The following is a 15,784-nucleotide window of genomic DNA, read 5'->3' as shown; positions in this document are numbered from 1 at the left end:
ACGGACATGACCCGTACTGTCGTCGAATCAAAAACAAAAACCGCCGTTCTGGGCTTTGACGAACCGTTCTGCGTGATCGGTGAACGGATCAACCCCACGGGCCGCAAGAAACTGGCTGCGGAACTGGAAGCGGGCGATTTCTCGACTGTTGAGAAAGACGCGCTGGCACAGGTTGCGGCAGGCGCGACCGTTCTGGATATCAACGCGGGTGTTGTCTACAACTCGAACCCCAACCCGAACGAGACCGAGCCGCCGCTGATGACCAAGATCGTCGAGTTGGTGCAGGGTCTGGTCGACGTACCGCTGTGCATCGACAGCTCGGTTCCTGGTGCTCTGGAAGCCGGTCTTGAGGCGGCTGAAGGCCGTCCGCTGCTGAACTCGGTCACCGGTGAAGAAGAGCGTCTGGAGCTGGTTCTGCCGCTGGTCAAGAAATACAACGTGCCGGTTGTGGCGATCTCTAATGACGATACCGGGATTTCCGAAGACCCCGATGTACGGTTCGACGTGGCCAAGAAGATCGTGGAACGGGCAGCCGATTTCGGCATTCCGGCGCATGACATCGTGGTTGACCCGCTGGTCATGCCCATCGGCGCGATGGCAACCGCTGGCCAGCAGGTTTTTGCGCTGGTCCGTCGTTTGCGTGAAGAGCTGGGCGTGAATACCACTTGCGGCGCGTCCAATATCTCGTTCGGCCTGCCGAACCGCCACGGCATCAACAACGCCTTCCTGCCGATGGCGATGGGCGCAGGCATGACTTCTGCGATCATGAACCCGGTCGCGCTGCCAGTTGGTCCCAAGAAGCTGGCTGAAAAGAAGGCCGAAGTAGAAGCCAAAGGTATCATTCTGCCTGCGGATATGGATGATGAGACTTTCTGCCAACTGTTCGGTCTGGGCTCGACCCAGCCGCGTGCCGGCAAGGAAATGGAGGCTATCCGCGCCGCTAACCTGCTGACCAACAATGACCCCCATGGCGGGGCATGGATCAAGTTCAACAAATCACCTGAAGAAGCCGCAGCAGCCGGTGCTGCAGGCGGTCGTCGGGGCGGTGGCCGTCGTCGTCGCGCCTGATCCGTCGGCAAGAAAGAACAGAAGGCCGGGCCAACTGCCCGGCCTTTTTTGTTCTGGATTTTCTTGTCCTTTGGTGAAGGTTGCGACTTGTGTTTGGGAAAGCGGCAATGCTATCCCCAACCCCGCGGCGGGTATGATGTAATGGTAGCCTGTCAGCTTCCCAAGCTGAACGCGCGGGTTCGATTCCCGCTACCCGCTCCAGTTTTCCCAGATCAGATCACGCGGCCCGGCGCGCCTGAAACAGGTTGATGATTGCCGGGATTTCGATGCCGTTTTCGGTGTCGAATTGCTCAAGGTTTTTGGCAACGTCGGCTTCAATGGCCGCTACATCCTCGTCGGTTCCATTGAAATGGCCGATCACACGGGCCGCCGGTCCAACTCGCGTACACAGCGCAGCGGTGCCCGGCACACCGTTGAAACCAGGCAAGGACAATGGCACGGGGTCTGCCTTGATGTCGGTCAGTCCAGCGTCGTTCATCATCCCGGCGACATGGTCCAGATCGTGAAAGGCAAGCGGTCCGGGGGCAAATCGGCCAAATTTGGGCGGATTGCCCAGCCGCGCCGTGGCAGAGACGTGAGGAATCTTGAACCAAGGATTGCCTGCAAGTGGCCCCCATGCGGCAAAAGTCATCTGTCCACCGGGTTTCAGCGCGCTTGCGATATTGCGGAATGCTGCAACCGAGTCCTGAAAGAACATGACCCCGAACCTCGAAATCGCAGCATCGAACTCGCCTTCCGCAAAAGCCTGTGTCTGGGCGTCAGCGTAAAGAAAACTCATATTTGTCAGGTTTTCAGCGCGCGCGCGTTCCTGGGCGCGGTCCAGAAAGGCCTGAGAGATGTCCGCGCTTTGGACATGACCCGAACCGCCGACACGCTTCGCCGCTGCAAGCGAACTGACGCCGGTGCCACATCCGATATCCAATACCCGCATACCTTCGACAATATTGGCGCGGCTTAGAACAAGGTCCAGCACTGGGGTGAATACGTGATCCAACTGATCCTCGTATGTCAGCCATTTCACGCCCGACGGCGACTTGCCCCAATACTCAGCCTGTTCTTCGTTCGGTGTGTGCATTGGGGCCTCCGTCGTTTGATCCGACTATGACCTGCGGCGGCGACGACGGCCAGATTTTTCGTCATCCCCGCCGCCGGTGTTGAAGGACGGCGCGGGCAGGGTGACCACCTGCGCCAGTTCTGGGAACGGGTCGGTTTTGTGCGGGATCGCGTTGGCGGCGACGAAATGGTCCTGAAACTTGGGCTCGATGGCGGTTTCGACCTTGGTGATCTCGCGCACAACGCGCTCGATTTCCTTGCGCGATCCGATGTTGCACAAAGCGATCCGGGCACCGGTGCCAGCCGCGTTGCCCGCGCTGGAAACCTTGTCCAGCGGCGCGTCTGGGATCATGCCCAGAACCATCGCGTGTTTGGTCGAGATATGGGCACCAAACGCCCCGGCCAGAACCACGCGGTCAACGGTGTCGACCTCCATCTCATCCATCAGCAGGCGCGCACCGGCATAGAGTGCCGATTTCGCCAGCTGGATGGCGCGGATGTCACCTTGGGTCACGGTGATACGCGGGCCGCCCTCGGCGCTGGCATCGTGGATCAGATAGGCGTGGGTGCGGCCTTCGGGTACGCAGCGGGCGGTGCCGGTTTGCTCGGCGGACCCGATCAAGCCGCTTTCATCCAGCAGCCCGGCGATGCGCATCTCGGCCACAGCCTCGATAATGCCCGAGCCACAGATGCCAGTGATCCCGGTGGTGGCGATATCCTGATCAAAGCCGTCTTCGTCCGACCACTTGTCCGATCCGATGATGCGGAAGCGGGGTTCCTTGGTTGCAGGGTCAATTTCGATGCGCTCAATCGCGCCGGGGGCGGCGCGCTGGCCGGAACTGATCTGCGCTCCCTCAAAAGCCGGGCCGGTGGGCGAGGAACAGGCCAGCACGCGCGTGGTGTTGCCCAAGAGGATTTCAGCGTTGGTGCCCACGTCCACGATCAGCACAAGGTCTTCCGACTTACCGGGTTCCTCGGAAAGCGCAACGGCGGCACAGTCGGCCCCCACATGGCCCGCGATACAGGGCAGGATATAGACCTGCGCACGGGGGTTCATCTTGGTCAGGTCCATCTCACGCGCAGGCAGGGACATGCTCTCGGATGTGGCCAACGCGAAGGGGGCCTGCCCCAGCTCGACCGGGTCCAGACCCAGGAGCAAATGGTGCATGACCGGGTTGCAGACGAACACCGTTTCCACGATCAGCGCGGCGTCGATCCCGGCCTCCTCGGCGATGGAGATGGTCAGATCGTTGATCGCCTCGCGCACCGCGCGGGTCATTTCCTGATCACCGCCGGGGTTCATCATGGCGTAGGAGACGCGACTCATCAGGTCTTCACCAAAGCGGATCTGCGGGTTCATCAGGCCCGAGGAGGCCTTAACCTCACCGGTTTCCAGATCGGTCAGGTGGGCGGCGACAGTGGTTGAGCCAAGGTCGATGGCCAGACCGTACAGCCCCTGTTCATGCAGGCCGGGCCAAATTTCGACCACCTTGGCGACCTCATCCTTGTGGCCTTTGTGGACGGCCACCGTGACCTCCCATTTGCCTTTGCGCAGCACCGGTTGCAGCTTGGCCATCAGCGACAGATCGGCAGTGACGGCGTCGATCTTCCACTGCTCTCGCAGGGCACGTTCCAGCCGTTCCAGATCGCCGGTGGGCGAATGCATGTCGGGTTCTTCGACCACCACGAAATACAGCCGCGTCGCCGGGTCCATGGTGATGGCGCGTGCAGCAGCCGCTTTGCGGACGACCTGACGATGGACCTGAGATTCAGGGGGCACGTCGATTACGATATCGCCTTGAACCGTCGCCTGACAGCCCAGACGGCGGCCCGGTTTCAGCCCGCGCTTGTCGTCATAGCGTTGTTCGACCGCGTTCCATTCGCTCAGCGCGTCCTCGGATACGGTGACACCGTGCTTGGGAAACTCGCCATAGCTGGGCGTGATCTGGCACTTCGAACAAATCCCGCGTCCGCCGCAGACCGAATCCAGATCGACACCCAACTGCCGGGCGGCGGTCAGAACCGGGGTGCCAACGGGGAAATGCCCGCGTTTGCCCGAGGGGGTAAAGACAACAAGGGGGTCGGTGGTCATGTCGGGCCTGCCTTTTGTATTCGCGCGTATGCCGGGGAAGATATGGGTTTGTGCGCAAAGGGAAAGGCCAATCAGCGGCACGTTTGTCACCGGTTGCGTCGTTTTTTGCCGCGGCAATGACCCGCAGGGGAAAACTAGTTCAGATCAGGGGCTTTCCCTTGGGTTCAATCCATGTCATAGGGTCGCCGTCAAACGGGGTTTTGCATGGGGTTAGCAGATGCAGATTCGTGAGGCACTCACCTTTGACGACGTACTTCTGGTTCCGGGCGCATCATCAGTGCTGCCCGCAACGGCGGATACTACCACGCGTGTGACGCGCGAGATCACCATGAACATCCCGCTGCTGAGTTCAGCGATGGATACGGTGACCGAGGCGCGGATGGCGATTGCCATGGCACAGGCCGGTGGGATCGGCGTGATCCACAAGAACCTGACGACCGAGGAGCAGGCCCGCGAAGTGCGCCGGGTCAAGCGGTTCGAATCCGGTATCGTCTATAACCCCGTGACCTTGCGTGCCGATCAGACGCTGGCCGATGCGCAAGCGCTGGTCGAGCGGTACAATTTCACCGGCTTCCCTGTGGTAGATCCGGATGGTCGCGTGGTCGGGATCGTGACCAACCGCGACATGCGCTTCGCGACCTCGGACGACACGCCGATCCACGCAATGATGACCACCGACAATCTGGCAATGCTTCAGGAACCGGCTGATCTGGAAGAGGCGAAAAGCCTGATGAAGGCCCGCCGGATCGAAAAGCTGCTGGTCGTAGATGGCGCAGGCAAGCTGACCGGCCTGCTAACCCTGAAAGACACCGAACAAGCAGTGCTTAACCCCACAGCCTGCAAGGACCGTCTGGGCCGCCTGCGTGTTGCAGCGGCGACTTCGGTCGGGGACGCAGGTTTTGAGCGGTCCGAGCAATTGGTGGATTCAGGCGTCGACATCATCGTTGTGGACACCGCGCATGGCCATTCGCAAGGTGTGTTGGAGGCGGTGAAGCGGGTGAAGACCCTGTCGAACGAAGTTCAGATCATCGCGGGCAACGTCGCGACCGGCGACGCGACCAAGGCGCTGATTGATGCGGGTGCGGATGCGATCAAGGTTGGGATCGGGCCGGGCTCGATCTGTACCACGCGGATGGTGGCTGGCGTGGGCGTGCCGCAGCTGACGGCGATCATGGATTGTGCCTCAGCCGCCGGAGACGTGCCGGTGATTGCCGATGGCGGCATCAAATTCTCGGGTGATTTCGCCAAGGCGATTGCGGCGGGGGCGTCTTGTGCCATGGTCGGTTCGATGATTGCGGGCACCGATGAAAGCCCTGGTGAGGTCATTCTGTATCAGGGCCGTTCGTTCAAATCCTATCGTGGCATGGGCAGCCTGGGCGCGATGGCGCGCGGCTCGGCCGATCGCTATTTCCAGAAGGATGCCGCCAACGACAAGCTGGTTCCTGAAGGGATCGAGGGGCAGGTGCCTTATAAGGGATCTGCTAGCGCGGTGGTGCATCAACTGGTCGGCGGTCTGCGCGCGGCCATGGGATATACCGGCTGTGCCACCGTGGAAGAGATGCGCAGGAACTGCAATTTCGTAAAGATCACGGGTGCAGGGCTGAAAGAAAGCCACGTGCATGACGTGCAGATTACGCGTGAAAGCCCGAACTATCGGGTGATGTAAAACCTAAACCATTGCAACACGGCGCTCGGTTTGGGCGCCGTTTTGCATTCCAGCCACCTTATCGGACAGACCTATGATCCCAGCAGCCCGCGTACAGGCCTCTATCGAGATTCTTGATCAGATACTTTTGGGTGTTCCGGTTGAAAAAGCGTTGACGGGCTGGGCGCGGCGCAGCCGGTTTGCGGGCTCCAAGGACCGGGCCGCGATACGGGATCACGTGTTTCAGGTACTGCGGTGCAAGCGCTCGTATGCCGCATTGGGCGGGGCTGAAACCGGGCGTGGCCTGATGATCGGCGCGTTGCGTGCCGTTGGGGCGGATTTGGCTGAAACGTTCACGGGTCAGGGTCATGCGCCAGATGCGCTGACCGATGACGAAGTGGGCCGCGATTTCGCGTCGGATGCCGAGCGCTATGACATCCCCGACTGGTTGTGGCCGATGTTTCAATCGTCTCTGGGCAATGAGGCTGTGGCGGTCGCCCAGGCACTGCAAAACCGGGCACCGGTTCACGTGCGGGTCAACCTGTCCAAGTCGGATCGGGCAGGTGCCATTGCCGCTTTGGCGACCGACGGGATTGCGGCGCAAGATCACCCGGCATGTAACACCGCGCTGGAGATTGGGGAGGGCGCGCGCAAGATTGCGCAAAGCCGCGCTTATTCCGAAGGTGTGATTGAATTGCAGGATGCGGCAAGTCAGGCCATTGTGGCAGCACTGGATTTGCGACCGGGCCTGCGCGTTCTGGACTATTGCGCTGGCGGCGGGGGGAAATCTCTGGCTTTGGCGGCCCATTCCGGGGTTGAGGTCTTTGCCCATGACGTAAACCCCGCACGGATGCGCGATCTGCCCGCACGAACCGAGCGGGCGGGCGCGCGGATCAAGATGCTGGCAACCGACGAGATCGCCCGCCATGCGCCTTTCGACATCGCGCTTGTTGATGCGCCTTGTTCCGGCAGCGGCTCGTGGCGGCGGGCGCCGGCGGGGAAATGGGCGTTGGATACGCAACGGCTGACTGAATTGACGGCGCTTCAATCCCGAATTCTGTCAGACACGTCTGTCTTGGTCGATGCGGGCGGTGTGCTGGCTTATGCTACATGCTCGATGCTGAACGAGGAAAACGGTGCCGTAGTAGATAAATTTACGTCCGCCCATCCTGACTGGTCAGAGAGTTTTCGCAAACTGTGGCTGGCGTCCCACGGAACGGATGGGTTCTTTGCAGCGCACTTGACGCGATAGGTGGTCGCGAAATAACAACCTTGAGGAGAGTGTCTGAATTTCATTAAACGGACATTAACCTATTTTGGGCTCACTTGCGCGAACGCCCCAAGACCAGAGTTGTTTATGTCAGAAACCACAGATGTTTTTTCCGACCTCGCCCTTCGCAAAACTCCGGCAGTGGCGCGGCTGACGCTGTTGGCTGTTGTTGGAATTCTGGTCGCCATAGCCCCCTTGGCAGGCGTGTTGCCGGGCGGCTGGGGTGGGGGGTTTATCGTTGCGGGAATCTCGCTTTTAACGGCAGGTGCGCTGGTTGCGGCACGTGGTGGCATCATGGATTGGGCCACGAGGAAATCCGCGGGGGTGATGGCAGCATTTGCGGAACAAGACCTGTTTCCCTGCATCACCGCCAATGCAGATGGCGTCATTCTGACCGCAAACACCGCCGCACGTGAACGGTTTCATGCAGCGCCAGGCACGCGAATTGATAAGTGCCTTACGGCCATTTTTGCTAATCCGGCGGCGATTTTACTGCGCCTTCAGGCAATGGCCGAAATCCACGGCAAAGCGCGAGAAGAGGTTGTTTCCGTCGGTTCAACCGTTCCGATATCGGTGTTTGAGGTGAACAATGACTTGTTTTGCTGGCGGTTTCATCTGGAAGCGCCGGGTCAGTGGGAAGACGTTTCGGTCCCGGTAGTGACGCTTGGACGCAACGGAGCAGTGATACGTTCCAACAGGATGGCGAAACATCTTCTGGGTCAGACACCGGAAACAGCTAAACAGCTCCTTTCCAGTGAGCCGCCTGAGGATGGTAAAATCGTCTCGATTGACACCAAGGATGGTTCGGTTTCCGTGGTCACTAAGGAACTGTCCAAATCGGGATCGGTCGTCGACTTGGCTCTGGTTTCAGTGGACACTTCAAACACTCCTCGAACTGAGGCTCCGTTTGCTGACCTTCCGGTTGCCATCATGTGTCTGTCGCCGAACGGAGAAATTCTGGACGCCAACCGGCTGGCCGTGAAACTTGTTGGCGAGATCGTTCCAGGCCAGACAAATGTTGTCCAGATTATGCAGGGGCTCGGCTATCCCATCTTGGATTGGCTGGCCCGCGCAGCGGCCGAAGACAGCCCGCCAAGTTCGGAGTTTCTGCGCTTGCCAAGGCAGGACAAAGAGATGTTCGTGCAGGTGACGCTGAGCCGCGTGGTAAATAACGGCGAGGTCTGCCTGATCGCGGTTCTGAACGATGCCACCGAACTCAAGACGCTTGAGGCACAATTCGTACAGGGCCAAAAGATGCAGGCCGTCGGTCAGTTGGCCGGGGGTGTGGCGCATGATTTCAACAACCTGCTGACGGCGATTTCGGGGCATTGTGACCTGTTGCTGCTGAGGCATGATCAGAATGATCCTAACTATGGTGATCTGGTGCAGATTAACCAGAATGCCAACAGGGCGGCAGCTCTGGTCAGTCAGTTGCTGGCCTTTTCGCGCAAGCAGACCTTGCAGCCCGAGGTGTTGGACTTGCGGGACACGATCTCGGACCTGATCCATCTGTTGAACCGGCTGGTGGGTGAGAAAATCCGCCTGATCCTCAGCCATGATCCAGTGCTGAAGCCGGTGCGTGCCGACAAGCGGCAGTTGGAACAAGTGTTCATGAATCTAGTCGTGAATGCCCGCGACGCCATGCCCGAAGGTGGCGAGGTGCGGATCGAAACTGAAGTGGTGTCGCTGACTGAACCTCTGCGCCGCGATCGCGCTACAGTGCAGCCGGGCGAGTATGTCACCGTCAAAGTGATCGATAGTGGTACGGGTATTCCGGCGGACAAATTGCAAAAAGTGTTCGAGCCTTTCTACACAACTAAACGTACGGGCGAGGGGACGGGGCTAGGCCTGTCAACGGTCTACGGTATTGTGAAACAGACCGGCGGTTTCATCTTTGTTGACAGCGTTTTGGGCCGGGGAACCGAGTTTACGGTTTATCTGCCGGTCTCAGCCGCATCCGAACGTGTCGAAGAACCCGCCGTGCAGGCACCGCAAACACAAGCTGCGCGTCAGGGTGAAGGCGTAGTTCTGTTGGTCGAGGATGAAGCACCGGTGCGCGCCTTTGCAACCCGCGCGCTGCGCCTGAAGGGCTATACCGTTTTGGAAGCAGATTCGGCAGAAGAGGCGCTGCATCTGCTGGAAGACGGGGCCCTGAATGTCGATCTCTTCGTCACCGACGTGGTGATGCCGGGCATGGATGGCCCAACCTGGGTGCGTCAGGCGATGAAAGACCGTCCAGATGTCCGCGTCATTTTCATGTCGGGATATACCGAAGGGGCATTTGGCGACTCGGGTCCCGAGCTTGCGCATTCGGCTTTCCTGCCGAAGCCGTTTTCCTTGAACGAACTGACCGAAGCGGTGTTCCAGCAATTGAACTGAAACAGTCAGAGGGCTGCGTCGTGACACGCGAACTCGGCCGCATGTTTGCGCCGGAATTTGCGCTCGGTTTCGGCGCTTAGCGTCAAGTCACGGAGGGGAGAGACATTCTCGCGCGGTAGTGTGATCTCCATATTCAGACGGGATTGTAGGAAGCTCAGGATTTTGTCCTGATGTTCATATTTGAAGACGTGCGTCGCCCCGAATCCGTTGCTGCGGGTGCGGAAGAACTGGCTCTGGCTGCCGACATCCGCATATTCCGGACGCGGGGATTGCATATAGGCCTGAACATAGTCGTCAAAGCTGAGATCATGGGTTGAATGAGGGTGATTCAGCCGCTCGGGACGGCTGCGGAATCGATACCAACTGCCCAGCCAGTCGATTGGTTCGCGGACCACGGCCATGATCTCCATCTCAGTATCGTACATTTTTCGGAAAATGTTCTGAAAGAAACGGTCATAGCGCCGGACCGGAGCATGTTTAAGGTCGGGCGGTCCTGTGACAACGATATCCGCCCGGTCCCGCAAAGCGCTGTGGTAAGCGGTGCTGCCGGTTTTGGGGACGGACAGAAATGCAAGACGTTCCTCATAGAAAACAAGCATTTAATCGTCCCTGTCAGAGTTCATTCTTTTTTGCAGATTGGCGTAAACGACTCTTTAACACAATTGCCGAAAGGTAAGTTCTGTAAGTTTTAGTTGAAATGTTCTCTTTTTGGTCTCATAAGGAACAAGAGGCGAACAAAGCAGTGATTGCCGCCCGTTCAAGGGTGTGACACAAGAGAAGGCGACAGGACAATGGCGGATCTTCTGACGATGAGCGACAAGAAAAACGCAGACAAGCAAAAGGCGCTCGACAGCGCGCTGGCCCAGATTGAACGGCAGTTCGGCAAGGGCTCGATCATGAAGCTGGGCGAGGATTCCAAACAGGACATCGAGGCCAGCTCGACCGGATCGCTGGGTCTGGATATCGCGCTGGGGATCGGTGGCTTGCCGATGGGCCGGATTGTCGAGATTTACGGGCCAGAAAGCTCGGGCAAGACCACGCTGACGCTGCATTGTATTGCAGAACAGCAAAAGCGCGGCGGTGTCTGTGCGTTCGTCGACGCGGAACACGCGCTGGACCCGCAATATGCTCGCAAGCTGGGCGTCGATCTGGATGAGCTGCTGATCTCGCAGCCCGACACCGGCGAACAGGCTTTGGAGATTACCGATACGCTGGTGCGCTCGGGTGCTGTGAACATGGTCGTGGTCGACTCGGTGGCGGCGCTGACGCCGAAATCCGAGCTGGAGGGCGACATGGGCGACAGCAATGTCGGCGTGCAGGCCCGTTTGATGAGCCAGGCGATGCGCAAGCTGACCGGCTCGATCAGCCGTTCGAATTGTATGGTGATCTTCATTAACCAGATCCGGATGAAGATCGGTGTGATGTTTGGCAGCCCGGAGACGACCACTGGTGGCAACGCGCTGAAATTCTACAGCTCGGTGCGTCTGGACATTCGTCGTATTGGCGCGATCAAGGACCGCGATGAGGTGGTCGGCAACCAGACCCGCGTTAAGGTTGTCAAGAACAAGGTGGCGCCGCCGTTCAAACAGGTGGAATTCGACATCATGTATGGCGAAGGCATCAGCAAGATGGGCGAGTTGCTGGATCTGGGCGTTAAGGCCGGCGTGGTCGAGAAGTCGGGGTCGTGGTTCAGTTACGGAGATGAGCGTATCGGGCAGGGGCGTGAAAATGCCAAGCAATACTTGCGCGATAACAGCCGCTCGGCGCTGGAGATTGAGGACAAGATCCGCGCCGCGCATGGGTTGGATTTCGATATGCCGCCCGGTGCCACTGAGGATGACGATATTTTAGAAGCCTGACGGCATCCCGGAATTGTGAACGCAGGGCGGTCCATTGGGGCCGCCTTGTTTCGTTTGCGCAGCCTCACCTGTGGACTATCCGCAGGGACAGCGATAAACCCGTTTTCGAACAAGATGATTGCGCGCTGAGAGAGCCTTATGCCCACGCTGAACGATATCCGATCGACCTTTCTGAACTATTTCGCCAAACAGGGGCATGAGGTTGTCGCCTCCAGCCCGCTGGTGCCGCGCAATGACCCGACCCTGATGTTCGTGAACTCGGGCATGGTGCAGTTCAAGAACCTCTTCACCGGGCTTGAGACGCGCGACTACAGCCGGGCGACCACTGCGCAGAAATGTGTGCGTGCGGGTGGCAAACACAACGATCTGGACAATGTGGGCTATACCGCGCGCCACCACACATTCTTTGAGATGCTGGGGAATTTCTCGTTCGGTGACTATTTCAAGCATGAGGCGATCCCCTTCGCGTGGGAGCTGATCACCAAGGAATTCGGCATCGACAAGAACCGCCTGCTGACCACGGTCTATCACACCGACGATGAGGCATTCGAGATCTGGAAAAAGGTCGGCGTGCCCGAAGACCGGATCATCCGCATCGCCACCAGTGACAATTTCTGGCAGATGGGCCCGACCGGTCCCTGTGGTCCATGCACCGAGATTTTCTATGACCATGGCGACCACATCTGGGGCGGCCCTCCGGGTTCGGCCGAGGAAGACGGCGACCGCTTCATCGAAATCTGGAACATCGTGTTCATGCAGAATGAGCAGTTTGAGGACGGCTCGATGGTGGAACTGGACATGCAGTCCATCGACACTGGCATGGGACTGGAGCGGATCGGTGCTCTGCTACAGGGCAGCCATGACAACTATGACACGGACTTGTTCAAAACGCTGATCGAAGCGTCTGCCGATGCCACCGGTGTGGATCCTTATGGCGATCAGAACGTGCATCACCGCGTGATTGCGGATCACCTGCGGTCGACCTCGTTCTTGATTGCCGATGGCGTTATGCCTAGCAATGACGGCCGCGGTTACGTTCTGCGCCGGATCATGCGCCGTGCAATGCGCCATGCGCATTTGCTGGGTGCAAAAGACCCGGTGATGCATCGCCTTGTGCCCTCGCTGGTGCAGCTGATGGGCGCGCAATATACAGAACTGGGGCAGGCGCAGGCGCTGATCGAAGAAACGCTGCTGCTGGAGGAAACCCGGTTCAAGCAGACCCTCGATCGCGGTCTGAAACTGCTGGATGATGAGGTCGCGGGACTGCCCGAAGGTGAGGCTCTGCCCGGTGATGCGGCGTTCAAGCTCTATGACACCTATGGCTTCCCGCTGGATTTGACGCAGGATGCGCTGCGTGAAAAGGGCCGGACTGTGGATACCGGCGGGTTTGATGCAGCCATGGCCGAACAAAAGGCCAAAGCGCGCGCTGCTTGGGCCGGTTCGGGTGAAGCGGCAGATCAGGCTGTTTGGTTTGATTTGCTGGACAGTGCCGGGGCCACGGATTTCCTGGGCTATGATACCGAAAAGGCTGAAGGACAGGTTGCGGGTCTGGTCGTCGACGGTGTGCTGGTCGATGCTATTGAACAGGGTGGCACAGGCTGGGTCATCGTGAACCAGACTCCATTCTATGGTGAGGCCGGTGGTCAGGTCGGCGATGCCGGTGAAATCCGTCGTCTAGAGAACATGCAGGACGTTGCCAAAGTCGAAGACACGCGCAAATTTGCTGAAGGCAAGGTCTATGCGCATAAGGTAACGGTCAGCCAGGGTACACTGTCCAAGGGCGACGCGGTCGAGCTTGAAGTCGATCATACCCGCCGCAGCGCGATCCGGGCGAACCACTCGGCCACGCACCTGCTGCACGAGGCGTTGCGCGAAACGCTGGGCGATCATGTAGCCCAGCGGGGGTCTTTGAACGCAGCGGATCGTTTGCGGTTCGATTTCAGTCATTCTAAGGCGCTTGCTCTTGACGAAATCCAGAAAGTCGAGCGGGAGGTGAACGACTTCATCCGACAGAACTCGGCCGTTGAAACACGGATCATGACACCGGAGGATGCGCGCGCATTGGGCGCTCAGGCGCTGTTTGGCGAGAAATATGGTGACGAAGTGCGCGTCGTGTCGATGGGCAAAGCGGCAACTGGCAAAGGTCAGGACGGTGAAACCTGGTCCATCGAGCTGTGCGGCGGTACGCATGTGCGTCAGACCGGAGATATTGGCACTTTCGTTGTGCTGGGCGACAGTGCAAGCAGTGCCGGTGTGCGTCGGATCGAGGCCCTGACTGGGGATGCCGCCTTCCGCTATCTGTCGGCACAGGATCACCGTCTGGCGCAAGTTGCACTCGAGTTGAAAGCGCAGCCCGATGATGTTGTTGGCCGGGTGAAATCCCTGCTGGACGAGCGCAAGGCATTGCAGAACGAAGTGGCGCAACTGAGGCGTGATCTGGCGATGGCAGGCGGTTCAGGGCAAGGCGGTGCCGAGGCCAAGGACGTGAACGGTGTGCCGTTCCTGGCACAGGCCCTTACAGGCGTGTCTGGCAAAGACCTTCCTGCTTTGATCGACGAACACAAAAGCCGTCTCGGCACGGGCGCTGTTCTGCTGATCGCGGATGCGGGCGGCAAGGCGGCGGTGGCCGCCGGCGTGACCCCGGATCTTACCGATAAGGTCTCGGCCGTGGATCTGGTGCGCGCGGCGGTGGCCGAACTGGGTGGCAAAGGCGGCGGTGGTCGCCCCGACATGGCACAAGGTGGTGGTAAGGACGCTACAAATTCCGAGGCTGCGATCAAAGCGGCCGAACACGTTTTGGGAGGATAATATGGCAGCTCTCTGGATTGCACATGTGACGGTGACGGACACAGAAGCATATGGGAAATATGCAGAATTGGCCGGACCGGCGATTGCCAAGCATGGTGGAACATTTATCGCGCGCGCTGCACGCTATGTACAGCTTGAAGGAAAAGAACGCCCACGCAATGTGGTCGCGCGCTTTCCTTCGCTTGAGGCTGCGGTCGAGTGCTACAACTCGGATGAATACCAGGCTGCGCTGGATTTCGCACGTGATGCAAGCGAGCGAGAATTGGTGGTTGTTGAGATCACCGAATAGAATCGCACCTGCTGCCGTGTACCTGTGAAGGGTGACAGCGCTTTGATGCGCGGATTTTGGCCCAGTCGGACAAGTTTTAATATGTATCGACTGGGTCATCTATTTGATTTCAAAAAAACCTTATATATTTCAAATATTTGCCTTGTCATCCGTTGAGGTGGAACAAAGCGCGCGCCCCACAATTGTGACCGCAGCACCGCAATTCTTGCCTGAAATGGTCATATTGAGTGACGAATTTCCGCCTCTTTTCCCCGTCAATTTTCCCTTAGATTGCGTCGACGTGCCCGTTTACCGATAGTTTCCGAAATGGGGATACGGTCCGGTTTGTCGGCAATCGCTTGGATGAACCAGGATCGAGGGACAGGCATGATATCGTTTGGCAGTGAACTCGGAACCGTTGTTGGGCGCCTTGTACCTGCGACGGCTCGGGCTGTTGGCCTAGCTGCATTGGCATCCGGGGCACTTTTTGCACCCGCCCCGGCCCAAGCCCGAGAAAACAGCTTTATCCAGACAGCTGTTTCGTCTCCCCCACCTTCAGGTGCGCGACAATTGTGTCGACAATATACTTGGGCCTGTTCCAGCAAGCGCTCGGTTGTGCTGACCAGCCAGCAAGAGATGCAGATTGTGAACCGTGTGAACCGCCGCGTAAATGCGACGACGCGTGAAGTGACCGACCAATCGCAGTACCGCACGCGCGAACGCTGGGCGTTGCCGACTTCGCTTGGCGGTGATTGCGAAGATTTTGCCCTGCTGAAGAAACGTGATCTGATCCGAGCAGGTATTGATCCCAGCAAGCTTTTGATCGCCACAGTGCTTGACCGACAGAGAAACGCACATGCCGTTCTGGTCTATCGGTCCGCCTCGGGGGATCTTGTTTTGGACAATCTGACCAATCGGATCAAACGCTGGTCGGATACCCGCTATTTCTTCTTGCGGATGCAAGACCCCCGGAAACCCAGCAGTTGGGTGGGCGTTTACGGACGTTCTTAGCGTGACCCTACATTAGAGCTCAGGAAGAAAAGAGGCGACCGTTTGGTCGCCTCTCTGTCTTTGGGTAAACGGGCCCAGATCAACTTTCGTCGTCGTTGGCACCATGGCCTTGGCCGGGGCTTGCGTCTTCACCACCGTTGCCGCCACCGTTGTTGCCTTGGTTACCGTTGTTGCCGCCGTTTCCGTTCCCGTTTCCGTTCCCGTTTCCGTTTCCACCGCCGTTACCATTGCCGTTGTCGTCATCGTCTCCGTTGTCGCCATCGTCTCCGTTGTCGCCATCGTCTCCGTTGTCGCCATCGTCTCCGTTGTCGCCATCGTCTCCGTTGTCGCC

General features: G+C 58.7%; 11 protein-coding genes, 1 tRNA gene and 1 pseudogene. 9 read left to right on the top strand and 4 right to left on the bottom strand.

The genetic code is table 11. The annotated features are described in order from the left end of the window. The first annotated feature begins 6 nt into the window (after window positions 1-6). Window positions 7-1,068: a methyltetrahydrofolate cobalamin methyltransferase gene (locus tag ACR0DB_RS22120; protein ID WP_170769803.1), complete on the top strand. Its 1,062-nt coding sequence runs from the start codon at window positions 7-9 to the stop codon at window positions 1,066-1,068. Between the two features lie 127 nt (window positions 1,069-1,195). Further along, window positions 1,196-1,269, top strand: a tRNA-Gly gene (locus ACR0DB_RS22115). A 16-nt stretch (window positions 1,270-1,285) separates the two neighbouring features. Here the strand turns inward: ACR0DB_RS22115 and ACR0DB_RS22110 are convergent. Both ACR0DB_RS22110 and ACR0DB_RS22105 read right to left on the bottom strand, forming a co-directional pair. Then, the gene (locus ACR0DB_RS22110; protein ID WP_480553020.1) at window positions 1,286-2,143 is read right to left on the bottom strand and encodes a class I SAM-dependent methyltransferase; all 858 of its coding nucleotides are present in this window, start codon (window positions 2,141-2,143) and stop codon (window positions 1,286-1,288) included. Window positions 2,144-2,167: 24 nt separating this feature from the next. Then, entirely contained in the window at window positions 2,168-4,213 is a 2,046-nt protein-coding gene (locus ACR0DB_RS22105; RefSeq protein WP_480553019.1) for an ASKHA domain-containing protein, read from the bottom strand. 217 nt (window positions 4,214-4,430) lie between these two features. On the opposite strand from ACR0DB_RS22105, the gene guaB reads away from it, so the two are divergent. The 3 genes from guaB (at window position 4,431) to ACR0DB_RS22090 (ending at window position 9,507) form a co-directional block, all read left to right on the top strand. Further along, window positions 4,431-5,879, top strand: a complete 1,449-nt coding sequence (guaB, locus tag ACR0DB_RS22100) for an IMP dehydrogenase (RefSeq protein ID WP_480553017.1) — start codon at window positions 4,431-4,433, stop codon at window positions 5,877-5,879. Window positions 5,880-5,952: 73 nt separating this feature from the next. After that, a complete protein-coding gene (locus ACR0DB_RS22095; protein WP_480553015.1) occupies window positions 5,953-7,110 on the top strand; it encodes an RsmB/NOP family class I SAM-dependent RNA methyltransferase in 1,158 nt (385 codons plus the stop codon). A 105-nt stretch (window positions 7,111-7,215) separates the two neighbouring features. Then, window positions 7,216-9,507: an ATP-binding protein gene (locus tag ACR0DB_RS22090; protein WP_480553013.1), complete on the top strand. Its 2,292-nt coding sequence runs from the start codon at window positions 7,216-7,218 to the stop codon at window positions 9,505-9,507. Window positions 9,508-9,512: 5 nt separating this feature from the next. On the opposite strand, the gene ACR0DB_RS22085 is transcribed toward ACR0DB_RS22090, so the two are convergent. After that, a complete protein-coding gene (locus ACR0DB_RS22085; protein WP_480553011.1) occupies window positions 9,513-10,106 on the bottom strand; it encodes a gamma-glutamyl kinase in 594 nt (197 codons plus the stop codon). A 192-nt stretch (window positions 10,107-10,298) separates the two neighbouring features. Between ACR0DB_RS22085 and recA the strand changes: the two genes are divergently transcribed. The 4 genes from recA to ACR0DB_RS22065 all read left to right on the top strand — a co-directional run bounded on the left by recA (window position 10,299) and on the right by ACR0DB_RS22065 (window position 15,453). Beyond that, complete coding sequence (recA, locus tag ACR0DB_RS22080; protein WP_170354230.1) at window positions 10,299-11,366, top strand: recombinase RecA; 1,068 nt, start codon at window positions 10,299-10,301, stop codon at window positions 11,364-11,366. Between the two features lie 138 nt (window positions 11,367-11,504). Then, window positions 11,505-14,174, top strand: coding sequence for an alanine--tRNA ligase (alaS, locus tag ACR0DB_RS22075; RefSeq protein WP_480553009.1), 2,670 nt, complete (start codon window positions 11,505-11,507; stop codon window positions 14,172-14,174). Window position 14,175: 1 nt separating this feature from the next. Continuing rightward, window positions 14,176-14,463 (top strand): DUF1330 domain-containing protein, encoded by a 288-nt coding sequence (locus ACR0DB_RS22070; protein ID WP_170782420.1) that lies wholly within the window; start codon window positions 14,176-14,178, stop codon window positions 14,461-14,463. A 306-nt stretch (window positions 14,464-14,769) separates the two neighbouring features. Beyond that, complete coding sequence (locus ACR0DB_RS22065) at window positions 14,770-15,453, top strand: transglutaminase-like cysteine peptidase (protein ID WP_480553007.1); 684 nt, start codon at window positions 14,770-14,772, stop codon at window positions 15,451-15,453. 79 nt (window positions 15,454-15,532) lie between these two features. Here the strand turns inward: ACR0DB_RS22065 and ACR0DB_RS22060 are convergent. Beyond that, window positions 15,533-15,784 (bottom strand): annotated as a pseudogene (locus ACR0DB_RS22060) (hypothetical protein); the annotation flags it as partial.

It is taken from the genome of Ruegeria sp. AB6, assembly GCF_056542685.1.
The sequence above is the reverse complement of the archived record's forward strand: the minus strand, read 5'-3'. Positions and strand labels throughout refer to the sequence as shown.

What these genes read in the sequence shown, in the direction of transcription:
- ACR0DB_RS22120 (WP_170769803.1), top strand. Translation starts at nt 7, where the DNA reads ATGACCCGTACTGTCGTCGAATCAAAAACAAAAACCGCCGTTCTGGGC.
- ACR0DB_RS22110 (WP_480553020.1), bottom strand. Translation starts at nt 2,143, where the DNA reads ATGCACACACCGAACGAAGAACAGGCTGAGTATTGGGGCAAGTCGCCG.
- ACR0DB_RS22105 (WP_480553019.1), bottom strand. Translation starts at nt 4,213, where the DNA reads ATGACCACCGACCCCCTTGTTGTCTTTACCCCCTCGGGCAAACGCGGG.
- guaB (WP_480553017.1), top strand. Translation starts at nt 4,431, where the DNA reads ATGCAGATTCGTGAGGCACTCACCTTTGACGACGTACTTCTGGTTCCG.
- ACR0DB_RS22095 (WP_480553015.1), top strand. Translation starts at nt 5,953, where the DNA reads ATGATCCCAGCAGCCCGCGTACAGGCCTCTATCGAGATTCTTGATCAG.
- ACR0DB_RS22090 (WP_480553013.1), top strand. Translation starts at nt 7,216, where the DNA reads ATGTCAGAAACCACAGATGTTTTTTCCGACCTCGCCCTTCGCAAAACT.
- ACR0DB_RS22085 (WP_480553011.1), bottom strand. Translation starts at nt 10,106, where the DNA reads ATGCTTGTTTTCTATGAGGAACGTCTTGCATTTCTGTCCGTCCCCAAA.
- recA (WP_170354230.1), top strand. Translation starts at nt 10,299, where the DNA reads ATGGCGGATCTTCTGACGATGAGCGACAAGAAAAACGCAGACAAGCAA.
- alaS (WP_480553009.1), top strand. Translation starts at nt 11,505, where the DNA reads ATGCCCACGCTGAACGATATCCGATCGACCTTTCTGAACTATTTCGCC.
- ACR0DB_RS22070 (WP_170782420.1), top strand. Translation starts at nt 14,176, where the DNA reads ATGGCAGCTCTCTGGATTGCACATGTGACGGTGACGGACACAGAAGCA.
- ACR0DB_RS22065 (WP_480553007.1), top strand. Translation starts at nt 14,770, where the DNA reads ATGGGGATACGGTCCGGTTTGTCGGCAATCGCTTGGATGAACCAGGAT.